17 protein-coding genes, 1 tRNA gene and 1 riboswitch are annotated in these 16,600 nt (G+C 72.7%); of the genes, 3 read left to right on the top strand and 15 right to left on the bottom strand.

Annotation, left to right across the window (positions count from 1 at the left end):
- Positions 1–82: 82 nt before the first annotated feature.
- The 10 genes from gcvP to RKE38_RS17645 all read right to left on the bottom strand — a co-directional run bounded on the left by gcvP (position 83) and on the right by RKE38_RS17645 (position 9,027).
- Entirely contained in the window at positions 83–2,965 is a 2,883-nt protein-coding gene (gene gcvP / locus RKE38_RS17690; RefSeq protein WP_316008784.1) for an aminomethyl-transferring glycine dehydrogenase, read from the bottom strand.
- A gap of 69 nt (positions 2,966–3,034) precedes the next feature.
- A riboswitch (glycine riboswitch) is annotated at positions 3,035–3,139 on the bottom strand.
- Between the two features lie 82 nt (positions 3,140–3,221).
- Entirely contained in the window at positions 3,222–3,803 is a 582-nt protein-coding gene (locus RKE38_RS17685; RefSeq protein WP_316008915.1) for a MerR family transcriptional regulator, read from the bottom strand.
- A gap of 164 nt (positions 3,804–3,967) precedes the next feature.
- On the bottom strand, positions 3,968–4,465 hold the full coding sequence (locus RKE38_RS17680; RefSeq protein ID WP_316008783.1) for a bifunctional nuclease family protein: 498 nt from the start codon (positions 4,463–4,465) through the stop codon (positions 3,968–3,970).
- Between the two features lie 33 nt (positions 4,466–4,498).
- Positions 4,499–5,167: a MerR family transcriptional regulator gene (locus RKE38_RS17675; RefSeq protein ID WP_316008782.1), complete on the bottom strand. Its 669-nt coding sequence runs from the start codon at positions 5,165–5,167 to the stop codon at positions 4,499–4,501.
- 36 nt (positions 5,168–5,203) lie between these two features.
- A complete protein-coding gene (locus tag RKE38_RS17670; protein ID WP_310156852.1) occupies positions 5,204–5,659 on the bottom strand; it encodes an FHA domain-containing protein in 456 nt (151 codons plus the stop codon).
- Positions 5,660–5,767: 108 nt separating this feature from the next.
- Complete coding sequence (gene gcvH / locus RKE38_RS17665; protein WP_316008781.1) at positions 5,768–6,157, bottom strand: glycine cleavage system protein GcvH; 390 nt, start codon at positions 6,155–6,157, stop codon at positions 5,768–5,770.
- Positions 6,158–6,215: 58 nt separating this feature from the next.
- Positions 6,216–7,061: a DUF881 domain-containing protein gene (locus tag RKE38_RS17660; RefSeq protein WP_316008780.1), complete on the bottom strand. Its 846-nt coding sequence runs from the start codon at positions 7,059–7,061 to the stop codon at positions 6,216–6,218.
- Positions 7,062–7,063: 2 nt separating this feature from the next.
- Entirely contained in the window at positions 7,064–7,396 is a 333-nt protein-coding gene (locus tag RKE38_RS17655) for a small basic family protein (protein WP_310156848.1), read from the bottom strand.
- Entirely contained in the window at positions 7,393–8,388 is a 996-nt protein-coding gene (locus RKE38_RS17650) for a DUF881 domain-containing protein (protein ID WP_316008779.1), read from the bottom strand. The genes RKE38_RS17655 and RKE38_RS17650 overlap by 4 nt, the downstream gene beginning before the upstream one ends.
- A 9-nt stretch (positions 8,389–8,397) precedes the next feature.
- Positions 8,398–9,027, bottom strand: a complete 630-nt coding sequence (locus tag RKE38_RS17645) for a CDP-alcohol phosphatidyltransferase family protein (RefSeq protein WP_316008778.1) — start codon at positions 9,025–9,027, stop codon at positions 8,398–8,400.
- A gap of 42 nt (positions 9,028–9,069) precedes the next feature.
- Between RKE38_RS17645 and RKE38_RS17640 the strand changes: the two genes are divergently transcribed.
- A complete protein-coding gene (locus RKE38_RS17640) occupies positions 9,070–10,212 on the top strand; it encodes a MalY/PatB family protein (protein ID WP_316008777.1) in 1,143 nt (380 codons plus the stop codon).
- A 146-nt stretch (positions 10,213–10,358) separates the two neighbouring features.
- Here RKE38_RS17640 and RKE38_RS17635 read toward each other — a convergent pair whose 3' ends face one another.
- Complete coding sequence (locus RKE38_RS17635; protein WP_316008776.1) at positions 10,359–10,985, bottom strand: hypothetical protein; 627 nt, start codon at positions 10,983–10,985, stop codon at positions 10,359–10,361.
- Between the two features lie 227 nt (positions 10,986–11,212).
- Between RKE38_RS17635 and RKE38_RS17630 the strand changes: the two genes are divergently transcribed.
- The gene (locus RKE38_RS17630; RefSeq protein ID WP_316008775.1) at positions 11,213–11,977 is read left to right on the top strand and encodes a class I SAM-dependent methyltransferase; all 765 of its coding nucleotides are present in this window, start codon (positions 11,213–11,215) and stop codon (positions 11,975–11,977) included.
- Between the two features lie 70 nt (positions 11,978–12,047).
- On the opposite strand, the gene RKE38_RS17625 is transcribed toward RKE38_RS17630, so the two are convergent.
- Positions 12,048–12,959, bottom strand: coding sequence for a DMT family transporter (locus RKE38_RS17625; RefSeq protein ID WP_316008774.1), 912 nt, complete (start codon positions 12,957–12,959; stop codon positions 12,048–12,050).
- 39 nt (positions 12,960–12,998) lie between these two features.
- On the opposite strand from RKE38_RS17625, the gene RKE38_RS17620 reads away from it, so the two are divergent.
- Positions 12,999–13,517, top strand: coding sequence for a MarR family transcriptional regulator (locus RKE38_RS17620; protein ID WP_316008773.1), 519 nt, complete (start codon positions 12,999–13,001; stop codon positions 13,515–13,517).
- A gap of 540 nt (positions 13,518–14,057) precedes the next feature.
- Here RKE38_RS17620 and RKE38_RS17615 read toward each other — a convergent pair.
- The 3 genes from RKE38_RS17615 to der form a co-directional block, all read right to left on the bottom strand.
- Complete coding sequence (locus RKE38_RS17615) at positions 14,058–14,663, bottom strand: hypothetical protein (protein ID WP_316008772.1); 606 nt, start codon at positions 14,661–14,663, stop codon at positions 14,058–14,060.
- Positions 14,664–14,881: 218 nt separating this feature from the next.
- Positions 14,882–14,958, bottom strand: a tRNA-Pro gene (locus tag RKE38_RS17610).
- Positions 14,959–15,060: 102 nt separating this feature from the next.
- Positions 15,061–16,584: a ribosome biogenesis GTPase Der gene (gene der / locus RKE38_RS17605; protein ID WP_410055477.1), complete on the bottom strand. Its 1,524-nt coding sequence runs from the start codon at positions 16,582–16,584 to the stop codon at positions 15,061–15,063.
- Positions 16,585–16,600 lie beyond the last annotated feature (16 nt).

Raw genomic sequence — 16,600 nt, 5'->3', positions numbered from 1 at the left:
CAACGCTGTGCCGACGCCACAGCGTGGCGTCGGCACAGCAGGCGCGTCAGGCAGTCAGCCAGCCCGTCAGGCAGCCAGACCGTCAGCCCTCGAAGGCCTCCGGCGGCGGGCAGCTGCAGACCAGGTGGCGGTCGCCGTAGGCCCCGTCGATCCGGGCGACCGGCGGCCAGTACTTGTCCGCGGGCTCGACCCCGACCGGGAAGGCGGCGTCGGAGCGCTCGTACGGGTACTCCCACTTGCCCGCCAGGGCCTTCGCCGTGTGCGGGGCGTTGCGCAGCATGCTGTCGGCCACGGCCACCTCGCCGGACTCGACCGCGGCGATCTCGTGCCGGATGGCGATCATCGCGTCGCAGAAGCGGTCGATCTCGTACCGGTCCTCGCTCTCGGTCGGCTCCACCATGAGGGTGCCGGCCACCGGGAACGACATCGTCGGGGCGTGGAAGCCGTAGTCGATGAGGCGCTTGGCCACGTCATCGACGGTGACTCCGCTGCGCTTGGTCAGGTCGCGCAGGTCGAGGATGCACTCGTGCGCGACGATCCCGTCGTGCCCGGCATACAGCACCGGGTAGTGCTCGCGCAGCCGCGCCGCGATGTAGTTGGCGTTGAGCACGGCGACCTGGGTCGCGCGCGTCAGGCCGGCCCCACCCATGAGGCGGACGTACGCCCACGAGATCGGCAGGATGCTCGCCGAGCCGTACGGCGCGGCCGAGATCGGGCCGACGCCCGACTCCGGGCCCGCCTCGGGCGCGAGCGGGTGGTTGGGCAGGTGCGGCGCCAGGTGCGACCGCACCGCCACCGGCCCCACGCCCGGGCCGCCGCCGCCGTGCGGGATGCAGAAGGTCTTGTGCAGGTTGAGGTGCGACACGTCGGCCCCGAACTTGCCCGGCTTGGCCAGCCCGACGAGCGCGTTGAGGTTGGCGCCGTCGACGTACACCTGGCCGCCGGCGTCGTGGACCAGCCCGCACAGCTCGGTGATGGTGTCCTCGAACACCCCGTGCGTCGAGGGGTAGGTCACCATGATCGCCGCGAGGTCGTCACGGTGCTGGTCGACCTTGGCGCGCAGGTCGTCCATGTCGATGTCGCCACCCGCGGCGGTCTTGACCACGACCACCTTCATGCCGGCCATGACCGCGCTTGCCGCGTTGGTGCCGTGGGCGCTGGCCGGGATGAGGCAGATCCGGCGCTGCGACTGCCCGTTCGCCTCGTGGAAGGCGGAGATGGCCAGCAGCCCGGCGAACTCCCCCTGCGATCCGGCGTTCGGCTGCAGCGAGACCGCGTCGTACCCGGTGATCTCGCACAGCCAGGCCGACAGGTCGGAGATGAGCTCGCGGATGCCGGTCGTCTGGGCGGCCGGGGCGAACGGGTGCAGGTCGGAGAACTCGGGCCAGGTCACGGCCACCATCTCGGTGGTGGCGTTGAGCTTCATCGTGCAGGACCCCAGCGGGATCATGCCGCGGTCGAGCGCGAAGTCGCGGTCGGAGAGCCGGCGCAGGTAGCGCAGCATCGACGTCTCGCTGTGGTGGGTGTTGAAGACGGGGTGCTCCAGGTAGCCGCTCTCGCGGACCAGGGCCGCCGGCCACTGCGGCGCGGCCACCTCCACCGCCGACGACCCGGTCACGCCGAAGGCGCCCCACACGGCCTCGAGGTCGCGCAGGTCGGTCGTCTCGTCAACGCTCACGGACACGTGGTCGTCGTCGACGAGCCACAGGTTCACGCCACGCTGGGCGGCCTCCTGCACCACCTCGTCGGCACGACCGGGAACGGCCACCGTCACCGTGTCGAAGTACGCGCCGGTGACGACCTCGATCCCACCGGCCGCCAGGCCCTCGACGAGGGTGCGGGCGTGGGAGTGCACGCGGGTCGCGATCGCGGCCAGGCCCTGCGGGCCGTGGTACACGGCATACATCGAGGCCATCACGGCCAGCAGCACCTGGGCGGTGCAGATGTTCGAGGTCGCCTTCTCGCGGCGGATGTGCTGCTCGCGCGTCTGCAGCGCGAGCCGGTATGCCGGTGCCCCCTCGGTGTCGACGCTGACGCCGACGAGCCGGCCCGGCAGCGACCGCTCGAGCCCGGCGCGCACGGACATGTAGCCGGCATGCGGGCCACCGAAGCCCATGGGGACGCCGAACCGCTGGCTGGTGCCGACGGCGACGTCGGCGCCCCACTCCCCCGGCGCCGTGGCCAAGGTCAGGGCGAGCAGGTCCGCGGCGGCGGTGACGAGGGCACCGGCCTCGTGCGCGGCCCCGGCCAGGGCGGCCCAGTCGCGCAGCTCGCCGTCGGCGCCCGGGTACTGCACGAGCACGCCGAACACGTCGCGGTCACCAGCAGCGGCCCGCAGCGCCTCGACGGAGTCGACCCCGCCCAGGTCGGCCACGACGAGGTCGATGCCGAGCGGCGTCGCCCGGGTCTGCATCACGGCGATCGTCTGGGGGAAGGCGTGCCGGTCCACCAGCAGCACGGCGTCGGCGGCCGCCTTGCTGGAGCGGCGCATCAGCGTCATGGCCTCCGCCGCGGCGGTGCCCTCGTCGAGCAGCGACGCCCCCGACGTGGTGAGCCCGGTGAGGTCGCTCACCACCGTCTGGAAGTTGAGCAAAGCCTCGAGCCGGCCCTGGGAGATCTCCGGCTGGTAGGGGGTGTAGGCGGTGTACCAAGCGGGGTTCTCCAGCACGTTGCGCTGGATGACCGCGGGCGTGATGGTGCCGTAGTAGCCCAGGCCGATCATCGAGGTCAGCACGTGGTTGCGCCGGGCCAGGGCGCGCAGCTCCTCGACGACCGCGGCCTCGGACTCGGCGGCGTCGACGCGCAGCGCCCCCTGCGACCGGATGGCACCGGGGATGGCGGCGTCGACCAGCGAGTCGAGCGAGTCGTGGCCGACCGTCGCCAGCATGGCGGCGACGTCGTCGGACGAGGGACCGATGTGGCGGCCGGCGAAGGCGGGCAGGTCGGCGGCGGGCTGGGCGGACATGAGGCTCCTGAACGGGTGGGTGCTCGGATCGCCTCCCCTTCTGTCACGGCGATGCCGCTCCAGAGGTGCCTGTCCCGCGCGGTCCTGGCGCCTGAGAGGTTCCGGGGAGTTTGCCCCTTCGGCGCCCCGCCGCACACCGACCGGTGCACGCGGGGACTCTCCCACGCGGGATGTTCAGCAGCCCCAATCTAACACCGCGGCCCGCCTCCCCGAAGGGACGACGGGCCGGTGGACGGTGGAGCCGTGGTGGCGCGGCTCAGGCCAGGCGGGCAGCGCGACGGGCGCTCAGCTCGTCGTCCGGGTGGGCCGCGGGGGCCTCGTCCTCGGTGCGCTCGCTGGGCAGCTCGGCGAGGGTGCCCTCGACCTCGCGCCACACGCGCCCGACGGCGATGCCGAAGACGCCCTGGCCGCCCTGGACGAGGTCGATGACCTCGTCGGCGGAGGTGCACTCGTAGACGGAGGCGCCGTCGCTCATCAGCGTGATCTGGGCGAGGTCCTCGACCCCGCGCTCACGCAGGTGCTGGATGGCGACCCGGATCTGCTGCAGCGAGACACCGGTGTCGAGCAGTCGCTTGACCACCTTGAGCACGAGGATGTCGCGGAAGCCGTACAGCCGCTGCGTGCCCGAGCCGGTCGCACCACGGACCGAGGGCTCCACGAGCCCGGTGCGGGCCCAGTAGTCGAGCTGGCGGTAGGTGATGCCGGCGGCCTTGCAGGCCGTCGGGCCGCGGTAGCCGATGTCCTCGCTGAGCTCCGGGAGGTCGTCCGTGAACAGCAGCCCCTGGGCCACAGCGGGCACGCTCCTGTGGCCGTGCTGAGCCTCTTCGCTCGGGGTCACAGCGCTCACCTCCCGGGTGTAACTACATCGGTCGCATTACAGGTCTTGACCTGACGGTACGGCGGGGCGTAAGGGCAGGTCAACAACCACTGGACCTTCGCGCGTCGGCGTGTCGCGCCGCGAGGGCCATGTCTCGATGTGTAGTTGAGGGTCAGGGTCGGGCGCTAAGCCTCGGTGCCGCTCTCCCCCGGCTTGGTCTCGAAGTCCTCCGCGGACACGTGGTCGAGGAACTCCTTGAACCGCTCGACCTCGTCGTCCTTGTCCTCCTCGGCCGACATGGACACGCCGGCCTCCTCGAGCAGGGTCTCCCCGGTCACGATCGTGGTCCCCGTGCGCAGGGCCAGGGCGATCGCGTCGGAGGACCGGGAGGAGATCTCGACCGTGCCGTCGAAGACCAGCGCGGCGTGGAACACGCCGTCCTTGATCTCGACGATGCGGACCTCGGTGAGCCGGTGCCCGAGCCCCTCGATGACGTTCTTCATCAGGTCGTGGGTCAGCGGGCGCGGCGGCTCGATGCCCTGCTGGGCGTACGCGATCGCCGTCGCCTCCGCGGCACCGATCCAGATCGGCAGGTAGCGGTCGCCGTCGCGCTCACGCAGCAGCACGATCGGGTGGTTGGTGGGCATCTCCACCCGCACGCCCAGGACATCGAGGACCTTCACGATCCCACCGTACCCCCGCGCCCCACCGTGGGGTCAGGCCCGTCCCAGCCCGTCCTTCACGAGTGCCGTGTGCAGGGCGATGCACAGGCGCAGTACCTCGCCGGTGGAGTCGTCGGCGCGACCCGAGGCGACCGCCTGGACCAGGCCCACCTCACGGTCGGCGGCGGTCCGGAACGGCCGCAGGTGCCGGGCCTCGATGCCGTATGCCGCGAGCCCGGCGGCGGTCGTCGCCACCGACAGCGCTGCGTCGCCGTAGTGGCCCTCGCCGTCGGGACGCACCAGCCCGAAGGTCTCGAGGTCGCGGAGCAGGGGCTCGTCGGCGCCGCTGGCCGAGAGCAGCTCGGACCGGGTCAGGCGCAGCGTCGGGGCGGCGGTGAGCTCCTCGGCCGTCGGCACGTCCGGGTCGGCGCCGGCGGCCGGCACCACCGGCCGCGGCATACCCGGCTGGTCCCCGCGCGGCGGGGTCAGGCCCCGGTCGAGCGCGTCGAGCGCCTCACGGATCACCTTCAGCGGCCAGAAGTGGTCGCGCTGGGCGGTCAGCACGTAGTGCAGCCGCTGCACGTCGGTGTCCGAGTAGGTGCGGTAGCCCGAGGCCGTCCGGGCTGGCGTCACGAGTCCCTCGGCCTCGAGGAAGCGGATCTTGGAGATCGTGACGTCCGGGAAGTCCTGCTGGAGCGTCGCGAGCACGGCGCCGATCGTCATGGACCGGCGTGGCGGGCGGGCGGACACCGGGCCGGGTCAGGCCTTGCCGGCGTAGAAGACGAGCCGGAACTTGCCGATCTGCACCTCGTCGCCGGTGTGCAGCGCCACCTCGTCGATGCGCTCGCGGTTGACGTAGGTGCCGTTGAGGGAGCCGACGTCGCGCACCACGAAGGTGTCACCCTCGCGGCGGAACGTGGCGTGCTTGCGCGATACCGTGACGTCGTCCAGGAAGATGTCGCTGTCGGGGTGGCGCCCCGAGTGGACCTCGTCGTCGTCGAGCAGGAAGCGCGCCCCGGTGTTGGGGCCGCGCAGGACGACGAGCAGGGCCGTCCCCGGGCGCAGGGCGTCGACGGTGGCTTGGTCGGCTTTGCTGAGTGCGACCTCCGGCTCGGCCGTCGTGTCGACCTGCTCGAGGTCGTGAATGCCGGGCAGCCGCATGGTCGTCGGCTCCTGCGGCCGCGACGCCTGGTCGTCCCTCTCGCTGCCGTTCATGACTGCGCGCTCCCTCGTCGTGTTCGACTGTCCCGGCCCTAGCAAAGCACACACCCTAGGCGACGCCGCCGACACGGTGCAGCGGAATCGCCCGGAGGCGGTGGCGGGTCAGCCCAGCTGGTCCTTGTAGGCGGCCTGGTCCATCAGTGCGTCGAGGGCACCCTCGTCGGACGGCCGCAGCTCGTACATCCAGCCCTCGCCGTACGGGTCGGTGTTGACGAGCTCGGGGGTGGCGTCGAGCGCGGAGTTGACGGCCGTGACCTCACCGGCGAGCGGCGCGTACAGGTCGCTCACGGACTTGGTCGACTCGACCTCGCCGCACGCGTCGCCGGCCGCGACGGTGTCACCGACACCCGGGAGGCTCACGTACACGACGTCGCCGAGGGAGTCCTGGGCGAAGGAGGTGATGCCGATCCGGACGGTCCCGTCGTCCCCGGCGCGCACCCACTCGTGCTCAGCGGTGTAGCGCAGGTCCTCGGGGTACTCCAGCTCGCTCATGCTGCTCCTTGCTCGGGTGTGCGGAGGTCGACGGGGCGCCGCGGTGGCACGCGGGGTGTCACTTGGAGGGCGCCGGGACGGGCCGAGCGTAACGAGGCTCCGTCAGGCTGTGCAATGCGGTCACCTCGACCGTGTCGGCCTGGCGCACGGTCGACGTCGCGCCGTCGCGCCGGACCGACTCGGTGACGCCGCCGGGGATGTCCATCGCGGAGGCCATGGTGGCGCTGTCACCGATGGCCCGGATGGTGTACGGCGGCTGGATCTGGTGGCCGCTGACCTCCACGGCGCCGTCGCTGTCGGTGAACCAGGTGTCGGCCACGACGCGCACGTCGTTGATCTGCACCGCCTCCGCCCCGGCGTCCCGCAGCTCCTGCAGGGCGTCGAGGAGCCGGGCCGCGGTGACCTTGTGGTCGGGGTCGCTGATCGTGATGACGACACCGGGGCCGGTGGCCGGGGCCGTGCCGGTGAGGATGCCGAGGGTGTCCACCCGCTCCTGCGCCGACTTCAGGGCCTCCTCGCTGCCGTCGGCGCCGGAGAGCAGGCGGTCGCGGCGCAGCTCGAGCGTGCGGACGTCCGCGGAGAGGCGGTCCTGCTCCGAGCTGACGTCGTCGAGGATGCGGACCAGCTCGTCCTCGCGCAGCTGCTCCAGCCCGTTCTGGTTGGTCTGCTGCACCTGGGTGGCGATGGCGAAGCCGAGCCCGATCGCGAGGAGGGCCGCGAAGGCGTTGGCCCGGGTGGCGCGCGGCCGCGCCATGCGCAGCAGCCGGTGCCAGGCGCCGTCCTGCGGCGTGGACGGAGCCTGCGGCGACGTCGGAGCCTGCGGCGACGTCGGAGCCTGCGCCGGAGCCTGCGGCGTGGACGGGCTCGGACGGTCGGGACCGGTGGGCGGGGGCGTGCTGCTCATCGTCAGGCCTTGAACAGGTGCCGCCGGATCGAGGCGACGTTGGAGAAGATCCGCACGCCGAGGACGACGACGACACCGGTGGACAGCTGGGAGCCGACACCGAGCTGGTCGCCGAGGAAGACGATGAACGCGGCGACGACGACGTTGGCGAGGAACGAGACGACGAAGACCTTGTCGTTGAAGATCCCGTCGAGCACTGCCCGCACGGCCCCGAACACCGCGTCGAGGGCGGCGATGACGGCGATGGGCAGGTACGGCTGGAGGGCCACGGGCACGTCGGGGCCCCAGACGAGACCGATGACGACGCCGCCGATGAGGCCGAGCAGGGGGATCACGGTGAGGTCTCCGAGGGTGACGGGGTCGCGGTGGACGTGGCCTGGGTCGGGGCCGGGGAGTTCGTGCGCGAGCGGGTGGGGGTGGCCGTGGCGCCTGTCCTCGGTCGCGGGACGGTCGCCTCGGTGACCGTCAGCGACGCCGCGGCAGGCAGGGTCAGCGAGTCGGCGGTATCCATGGAAACACGGATGCCGTAGTTGTCGTGCAGGGCGCGCGCGTACGAGCCGCCGTCGTTCTCGGCGAAACCCGTCTGCAGCCCGCTGGGGTCGCCGATCGCGCTGATGCGGTACGGCCGGGTGAGCGGGCGGTAGTTGACGAGGATGGCCTCGCCCGCGAACCGGATGGCCGACCGGGACGTGAGCCGCTGCCCGTTGACCGCGATGGCCTCTGCCCCGGCCTCCCACAGACCGTTCACCACGATCTGCAGGTCCTTGGAGAAGACCTTCCCCTCGTCCGTGCCCGTGCCCGTCCGCGGGTTGCCGTCGGCGCTGTTGCTGTCGCTCCCGGCCGCGTTGTCGAGGGTGAGGACGACGCCCTTGCCCGTGACGGCCTCCGACCCGGACACCAGGCTCAGCGTGTCGAGCCGCGCCTGGAGCGCGGCCTGCTGGCCGCCCAGCGCCTCCTTCTGCAGCCGGTCGATGTCGGCCTGCCTCGAGCGCAGGGTGGCCTCCTGGCGGTCGGAGGCGGCCCGGCGCGTCTCGATCTGCGACACGAGGTCGGCCTTCGCCTTGGCCGCTGCGGTGGAGGGCGCGCGCAGCGCGAGGGCCCCGAACGTGAGCAGCAGTCCGACCACCGCTGACGCCACGACGACCACCGGGGTGCCGAACCCGGTGCTGGCGGGCAGCCCGGCCGCCACGCGACGTTCGGCCGCCGCGGCATACCCGGGGTCGAGCGGACGCTCCATCATCGAGGTGAGCAGCGTCATGGACTCGTCGACGCGCCGCCCCGTGGGGGTCGGCGGTGGCGCCTCCGAGCGGTGCGAGGTGGGGACCACGACGCCGCCCTACCGGGCCGGCACGGCGCGGTGCGCGACCGCCACCTGCCGCGCCTGGACGATGTACATGACGCCGGCCACCCAGTACAGGACGGTGCCCCACCAGGCGAACGCCCACCCGATCGGCTCGGCCCACCGGGCGAAGCCGCTCGTGCCCTGGCCGAGGAGCAGCAGCGGGAACGCGTAGAGCAGGTTGAACGTCGCGGCCTTGCCGACGAAGTGCACCGGCAGGCCGACCTGGCCGTAGCGGCGGATCCACCACAGGACCGCGGCGAGCAGCACCTCGCGGCCGACGAGCGCGCCGACCAGCCACCAGGGGATGATCTCGCGCCAGGCGAGCCCGAGCAGTGTCGTCGCGATGTAGAGGCGGTCGGCCAGCGGGTCGAGCAGCTCCCCCAGCCGGGAGACCAGCCCGAACCGCCGGGCGATCTTGCCGTCGAGGTAGTCGCTGACGCCGGACACCATCAGGGTGAGCAGGGCCACCGCGTCGTGCCGCGAGAGGATCGCCCAGAGGAACACCGGCACGCCCACGAGGCGCAGGGCCGACAGGGCGTTGGGGACGTTGAGCACCTGCCCGGAGGCGGCGACGGGTCGCGACGGCGCGTCGACAGCGCTCCCCCGCTCCGTTCGTCCGACCACGTCCGAAGCCTAACCGGCTGGTGCTGCGTAGAGTTCGCAGGCATGGACAACCCGCTGCTCGGACCGGGTCTGGAGCGGCTGCGCGAGCGGCGCAGCGTCAAGTGGCGGCTGTACGGGCCGGACGTGCTGCCGTTGTGGGTGGCCGAGATGGACGTCGTCCCGGCCGAGCCGGTGCGACGCGCCGTGCACGAGGCACTCGAGTCGGGCGACACCGGGTACCCGTGGCCCGAGGACTACGCCGAGGCGCTCGCGAGCTTTGCCGGCGAGCGGTGGGGGTGGCACCCGGACCCCGGTGACATGCAGATCGTCCCCGACGTGATGCTCGGGGTGGTGGAGGTGCTGAAGCTCCTCACCGGCGACGGCGACGCCGTCGTGGTCAACACCCCCGTCTACCCCCCGTTCTTCCAGTTCGTCGAGCACCTCGGGCGGCGGGTCGTCGAGGCACCGCTAGGCGACACCGGGCGGATCGACCTGGAGTCGCTCGAGCGCGCCCTCACTGAGGCCACGCGCGACGGCGGCCACGCGGCATACCTCCTGTGCAACCCGCAGAACCCGACCGGGACGGTGCACACGCCCGAGGAGCTGACCGCCGCGATCGAGCTCGCCGAGCAGCACGGCGCGCGGGTGGTCGCCGACGAGATCCACGCGCCCCTCGTGCCGCACGGCGCGACCTTCACGCCAGTGGCGTCGCTGCCGGCCGGGGCGCGGGCGGTCGCCCTGATGTCTGCGTCCAAGGCGTTCAACCTGGCCGGGCTCAAGGCCGCGCTCGCCGTGCCCGGACCCGAGGCCGCGGCCGAGCTCGCCCGCATCCCGGAGGAGGTCTCGCACGGCGCGAGCCACGTCGGGGTCATCGCCCACCGCGCCGCCTACCTGCACGGCGGGGCGTGGCTCGACGCCCTGCTCGCCGGCCTGGACGAGAACCGCCGGCTGCTCGCCGACCTCGTGGCCGAGCAGCTGCCGGGTGTCGGATACCGGGTGCCCGAGGGGACCTTCCTGGCATGGCTGGACTTCAGCGCCGTCGGGCTCGGCGACGACCCCAGCGCCGTGCTGCGCGAGCGCGCCAAGGTGGCCCTGCATCCCGGCCCCGGCTTCGGGACCGGCGGGAAGGGGCACGCACGGCTGAACTTCGGGACCTCGCCGGACATCCTGCGCGAGGCGGTCTCGCGGATCGCGGCTGCCCTCTAGGGCCGGGGCGCCGCAACGCGCCGGAGGCCTTCGCGGCGGCCGGCGCCGCCCGTTGCGTGGGAGCGGTCGGTGGGCGGTATGCCGGGGGCCCGGCCCGGGGGTCGCCGGGTGATGGGCCGAGGGGTCGCCGGGCGATGGGCGAGGGGTCAGTGACCCTTGCCGTGGCCCTTGCCGTGCTTGCCGCCCTTGCCCGTGGAGGAGTGGTCCGAGCCCCCGGACTTGCCGTGGCCCGTCGCGGAGCCCGAGGCGGTGGCGCTGGGCGTGCTGCCCTGGTCCTCGGTCGCCGAGGGCTGGGGCTGCGTGGCCGTCCCCAGGACAGTCGCGCAGTACGCGCCGACCTGGTCCTGGCCGCCCGCGGCGGTCGCGAGGGCGCGGAACGCGGTCGAGTCGGCGGACTTGCCGGTGGTGCGGCCCTGGTGGTGGATCCACGCGGTGCACAGGCCGCGGGCGGCCGGACCGGTGGCGTCGGGGCCCTTGGCGCCGGTCGCGGTGGGGTCGGCCGTCTCCGTCTCCGTCGGGTCCGCGGTCTCGGTCGGGTCGGCCGTCTCGGTCTCCGTGGGGTCCGCGGTCTCGGTCTCGGTCGGGTCGGCCGTCTCGGTCTCCGTGGGGTCGGCCGTCTCCGTCGCGGTGGGGTCGCTCGACGCGGTCGCGGACGACGTGGTGGTGTCGACCGGCGAGGACGTCAGCGCGTAGGCGACCGTGCCTCCTCCGGCGATCCCGAGGGCGATGACGAGGGCAGCGCCGAGCTTGACGCCGATGACCGTGGGACGCATGGGGGGTTCTCCTGCCGAAGCCGTGACCGACGGCCGAACTGTAGCGCTGCAGCAGACCACGTGGAGGGCGTTTGCGGGAATCCACCCCCCGCAGCGCGTCGCGGGGTCCGCCTTCGTCGGTTTGTGACCGTTTGCGGGACGGTGCGTTGCCGCCTGGTGGGTCCGGACCCGGGGGCGCCTCGGGTGGGCCATTGACGAGCGCTCGCAGGCGGCGGACGCTCGGGTCCGTGGGATTCGAGGTGACCGCGCAGGCGTACGGGCAGTTCATGGGCCGCTTCTCCGAGCCCCTCGGGGCGGTGTTCGCCGACGCGGCGGGCGTGGTGCCGGGCGGCGACCAGGCGGTGCTGGACGTGGGTTGCGGTCCGGGGGCGTTGACCTCGGTCCTGGTCGAACGGCTCGGGTCCGGGCAGGTGCACGCCTGCGACCCCTCGCAGTCGTTCGTGGAGGCGGCGCGAGGCCGGCTGCCCGGGGTCGACGTGGTCGCCGCGGCTGCGGAGGACCTGCCGTACGACGACGACCGCTTCGACGCGGCCCTGGCGCAGCTGGTCGTGCACTTCATGCGCGACCCGGTGGCCGGCCTGCGTGAGATGGCGCGGGTGACCCGGCCCGGTGGCGTCGTGGCGGCGTGCGTGTGGGACCACGCCGGACGGCAGGGGCCGGTGTCGGCGTTCTGGGACGTGGTCCGCGAGTTCGACCCCGGCGAGGAGGGTGAGGGCCTGCTCGCGGGGACGGAGCGGGGACAGCTCGGTGAGCTCCTCCGGGAGGCCGGGCTGGCCGACGTGCGAGAGTCATCCCTCGCGGTCACCACCCGCTTCGACTCCTTCGAGGACTGGTGGGAGCCGTACACCTTCGGGGTTGGCCCGGCCGGCGCCTACGTCACTGCGCTCGACGACGGGCGCCGGGAGGCCCTGCGCGCGCTGGCGCAGCAGCGCCTCCCGGCGGCCCCCTTCGAGGTCCACGCCGAGGCGTGGTGTGCCGTGGGCACCGCCTGACCCGTCAGTCCACCACGCCCGGGACGCGGCGCCCGTGCGGGCACTCGTGGACGGTGCTCCCCCGAACGGGTCAGGCGGGGACGCGCTCCGGCTCGCGCGAGCGTGCCTGTTCGGCCGCCGCCCTCCCGGCCTTGGCACCCGATCGCTGCTGGCCGACGACGATGCCGCCGAGGACCAGGACGATCCCGAGCACCTGCCACGCGGTCAGGTGCTCCCCCGCCACGAGCGCGCCGAGCAGCACGCCGGTCACCGGGTTCAGCAGGCCGATGACGCCGACCGTGCCGGCCGACAGGCGCCGCAGGCCGTCGTACCAGACGACGAAGGCCAGGGCAGTCCCGATGAGGCTGACGAAGGCCGCACCGGCAACCCCCTTGGCGTCGAGCGCGGGCGGGGCGCCCTCGGCCACAGCGGCCACCACGGTGAGGAGCACGCCGCCGAAGAGCATCTGCCACGCGGTCGTGGCGACGACGGGGGTGTCGTCCGACCAGCGCTTGGCCAGCACGAAACCGAACGAGGACATCGCCATCGCCGTGGCCGAGGCGGCGACGCCCCAGCCGGACACGGCGCCCGACCCGGCCGCCACGACGAGCAGGACGCCGAGGATGCCGACGACGGCGCCGGCCAGGACCCGGGCGGTGGGCCGTTCGGAGGCGAGCAGCCAGGCGAAGCCGGCCAGGACGAGCGGTGAGGCCGCCATGATCGAGGCCGCCACGCTGCTCGGCAGCATCTGGGCAGCGAGGTAGACGAGGAGGAAGAAGCCGCCGACTGTGAGCGTGCCGAGAACGGCCGAACGCCACCACCAGGCGCCGCGCGGCAGCCGGCGGGCGACCAGCAGCAGGACGAGCGCCGCCGGCAGGGCGCGCAGCGACGAGCCCCACAACGGGCTGTCGGCGGGCAGCGTGTGCCGGATGACGTAGTAGTTGGCGCCCCAGGCGATCGGGGCGAGGGCGGTCGTGAGGACCACGCGCAGGTTCGACTCCACGAGTCCCTCAATGCCTTCCGAGGAAGGTATATTCCGCGGATGGGCCAGCAGCAGTCCGGGGAGGGCACCGCAACCGACCGGGTCGCGCACATCCAGGAGCAGTGGCGGCGCGAGCGACCGGACCTCGACACCTCGCCCGTCGGCGTCATCGGTCGCCTGCACCGGCTCGCGGCCCACCTCACCGGCGAGCTCGTCCCCGTCTACCGGCGGTTCGGCCTGGGCGAGGGCGACTTCGACGTCCTGGCTTCCCTCCGGCGGGCGGGCCAGCCGTACGAGCTGGCCCCCGGCGATCTCGCCCGGCACACGATGGTGACGACCGGCGGCATGACCAAGCGGCTCGACCGCCTCGAGGAAGCCGGACTCGTGACGCGGCGCGCAGCGACCGGCGACCGCCGGGGCCGCGTCGTCGCCCTCACCGAACGCGGCCGCGCGCTCGTGGACGACGCGATCGCCGCGCACCTTGCCAACGAGCGGCGCATCCTGGAGGCGCTCTCCCCCGCCGACCGGGACGACCTCGAGCGCATCCTCACCGCCTGGCTCGCCCGCTACGAGGGCTGAGGGCCGGTATGCCGCGACATATGGCGCGGCGGCACCAGCGGAAGCGTCAACTGGCGTACGAATTCGGTCCGGCGGACCCCCGTTGCGGCGCCGGCCCGTGCTGTCGAGCGCGGTCGGCGCTACGGACGGGCTGTCGGAAGCGGCCCGAGCGGTACCTGGTGCCCGGTGGTCAGGTCGATGAGGACACGAGATCCGATGGGCTGAGCAAGCCGCAGGGTTATCCCGTCGCTGCATGACGGTGCCGCTGCCTGCCCCTGTGGCTGGGTCGTCGTGATCCTCACCTTGACGGCCACGGCGCTCTCGGTCGCGTGGACCTCGTAGGGCTGGCTGTTGCACGCCGCAACGTCGATCCTGAGGAGCCGGTGATCGGCACGGGTGACGGTCGCGCTCTGTAGGTGAACGTCGGTAGGCGACCCTGCGCCACAGCTCACCGCAGACACCGCAAGGAGGCCGAGCAAGGCCCCACGCGCTGCCGTGCCGTGGACTGGACGATCATGCGTGCTCGGACCGTCCGTCGGAGGGCGCAGGAGCCTGCTCGCGTCAGGGGGCATCCGCCCTGCCCTGCGTCGCTTCGAACCATCCCCCGGGGGGCGGAGGTGGTGGATCGGGCGGCTGGTACTCGCCGTACGGTTCCCACGGCCACAACTCGCGCGCACGACTGGATGCCACGCGGATTGCATCGGCATCCAACAAGGTCGCCGCCTCTTGCACGTTCCTACGCGGAGACGCGCAGAAGAGCTTCAGCTCCCCCGGCGAAGGTAGTGGCGTGAGGAACAGGCGCATCGAAGCGGACCGTTGCCCGCCTCCACCTCCACCCATGGCCAGGACGGCGTCATCGCTCGATGGTGGGGTCCGGCCGTGCACCATCGGGAGGTTGGTGGCGCGTCGTCCGTCGGAGAACTCGACACCGACAAGGACATCTTCACCGATGAACCCGTTGCTGCCGATGTTCTCGCGAGCTCGGATGTCGATCTCCAGGTCGACGCCGTTCCGGTAGACCTGCGCGGTGGCCAACGAGATGACCACGACCGGCGTCTCGGCCAGCACCACGTCGAGTACCAGGGATGCGGGCAACTCGTTGTGAGGTTTCATTCGACGACGCCACTCCTCCTGCGCGTCATCGTCACCGCCCCCCATGGCCCACATGCCCGAACTATGGCCCCGGTGGCGCGCCTCGGTAAAGGCTGTGGCACCACCTGGTGGCCCGGCACCCCGAAACCCAGGCCGTACTCGACGCCGGGACCGCGTTCTCGGCCTGGTGGTCCGGAACTGGTCCGGAGAAGCCTCGGCTGGGTGTCGTCAACGGCGGCCGGGGTGGGGCATGAAAACGGGGCCTGACCTGTGGTGACAGGTCAGGCCCCGGTTGGTCGGGCTGACAGGATTTGAACCTGCGACCCCTTGACCCCCAGTCAAGTGCGCTACCAAGCTGCGCCACAGCCCGTGGCATTCGCCCCTTGCGGAGCGAACGAAACCTTAGCGCACGGCATACCGCCGCTTGAAATCGGTGTGCCGCACGCGAGCCCGATGTCGCGGACCGCCCGCGCTACCGGCGCTTGCGCTTCTCGCGGACGCGCACGGACACCTCGATCGGCGTGCCCTCGAAGCCGAACTCCTCACGCAGCCGGCGCTCGACGAAGCGCCGGTAGCCGGCCTCGATGAACCCGGACGCGAACAGCACGAACCGCGGCGGGCGGGTCGAGGCCTGCGTCGCGAACAGGATGCGCGGCTGCTTGCCACCCCGCACCGGGTGCGGGTGGGCGGCCACGACCTCGCCGAGGAAGGCGTTGAGCCGTCCGGTGGGGACGCGGGTGTCCCAGGAGTCCAGCGCCTTCTCGATCGCCGGGACGAGCCGCTCGACGGCGCGGCCGGTCTTGGCGGAGATGTTGACCCGCGGTGCCCACGGGATCTGCACGAGCTCGCGCTCGATCTCGCGCTCGAGGTAGTAGCGGCGCTCCTCGTCGAGCAGGTCCCACTTGTTGTAGGCGACGACGAGGGCACGACCGGCGTCGATGACCTGCTGCACGACACGGATGTCCTGCTCGGCGATGCTCTGCTCGGCGTCGATGAGGACGACGGCGACCTCGGCCTTCTCCAGCGCCGTCTGGGTGCGCAGCGAGGCGTAGAAGTCGGCGCCGCGGGTCTGGTGCACGCGGCGGCGGATGCCGGCGGTGTCGACGAAGCGCCAGGTCTTGCCGCCGAGCTCGATCAGCTCGTCGACCGGGTCGCGGGTGGTGCCGGCGACGTTGTCGACGACGACCCGCTCGGACCCGGCCAGCTTGTTGAGCAGCGAGGACTTGCCCACGTTCGGGCGGCCGATGAGGGCCACGCGCCGCGGACCGCCGCGCTCGTACGCCCCGCCCACGCCCGAGACCGCCGGCAGCACCTCGAGGACCGCGTCGAGGGCGTCACCGCTCCCCCGCCCGTGCAGCGCGGACACCGGCCACGGCTGGCCGAGGCCGAGGTTCCACAGGGCGGCGGCGTCGGCCTCGGTGCGCTGGTCGTCGACCTTGTTGGCGACGAGGACGACGGGCTTGCCGGAGCGGCGCAGCAGCTTGACGACGGCCTCGTCGTCATCGGTGGCACCGACCGTGGCGTCGACGACGAACATGACGACGTCGGCCAGCTCGACCGCCACCTCGGCCTGCTCGGCGACCCGCAGGTGGATGCCGGTCGCGTCGATCTCCCAGCCGCCGGTGTCGACGAGGGTGAACCGGCGCCCGGCCCAGTCCGCGTCGTACGCGACGCGGTCACGGGTCACGCCGGGGACGTCCTCGACGACGGCTTCGCGGCGTCCGAGGATGCGGTTGACGAGGGTGGACTTGCCGACGTTCGGGCGGCCGACGACGGCGACGACCGGCCGCGGACCCTCCTCACGGGCATACCCGTCGTCGTCGAGCTCGCCGTCGACGAGGGCGCGGTCCTCGTCGCTCAGGTCGAACTCCTCCAGGCCGGCGCGCAGGGCGCGCTCGACGGTGGAGTCGTCGGTCAGGTGCTCGGTCACAGCAGGTCCTCGGGGAGTCGTGGTGGGGCCGCCGCGGCGCAGGTATGCCGTGGGGCCGGCGCCCATTGTCTCGCATCTCGGC

The organism is Phycicoccus sp. M110.8, assembly GCF_032464895.1.
Lineage (GTDB): Bacteria > Actinomycetota > Actinomycetes > Actinomycetales > Dermatophilaceae > Pedococcus.
Note: the sequence above shows the minus strand (reverse complement) of the source record. Positions and strands in the feature narration are given on the sequence as shown.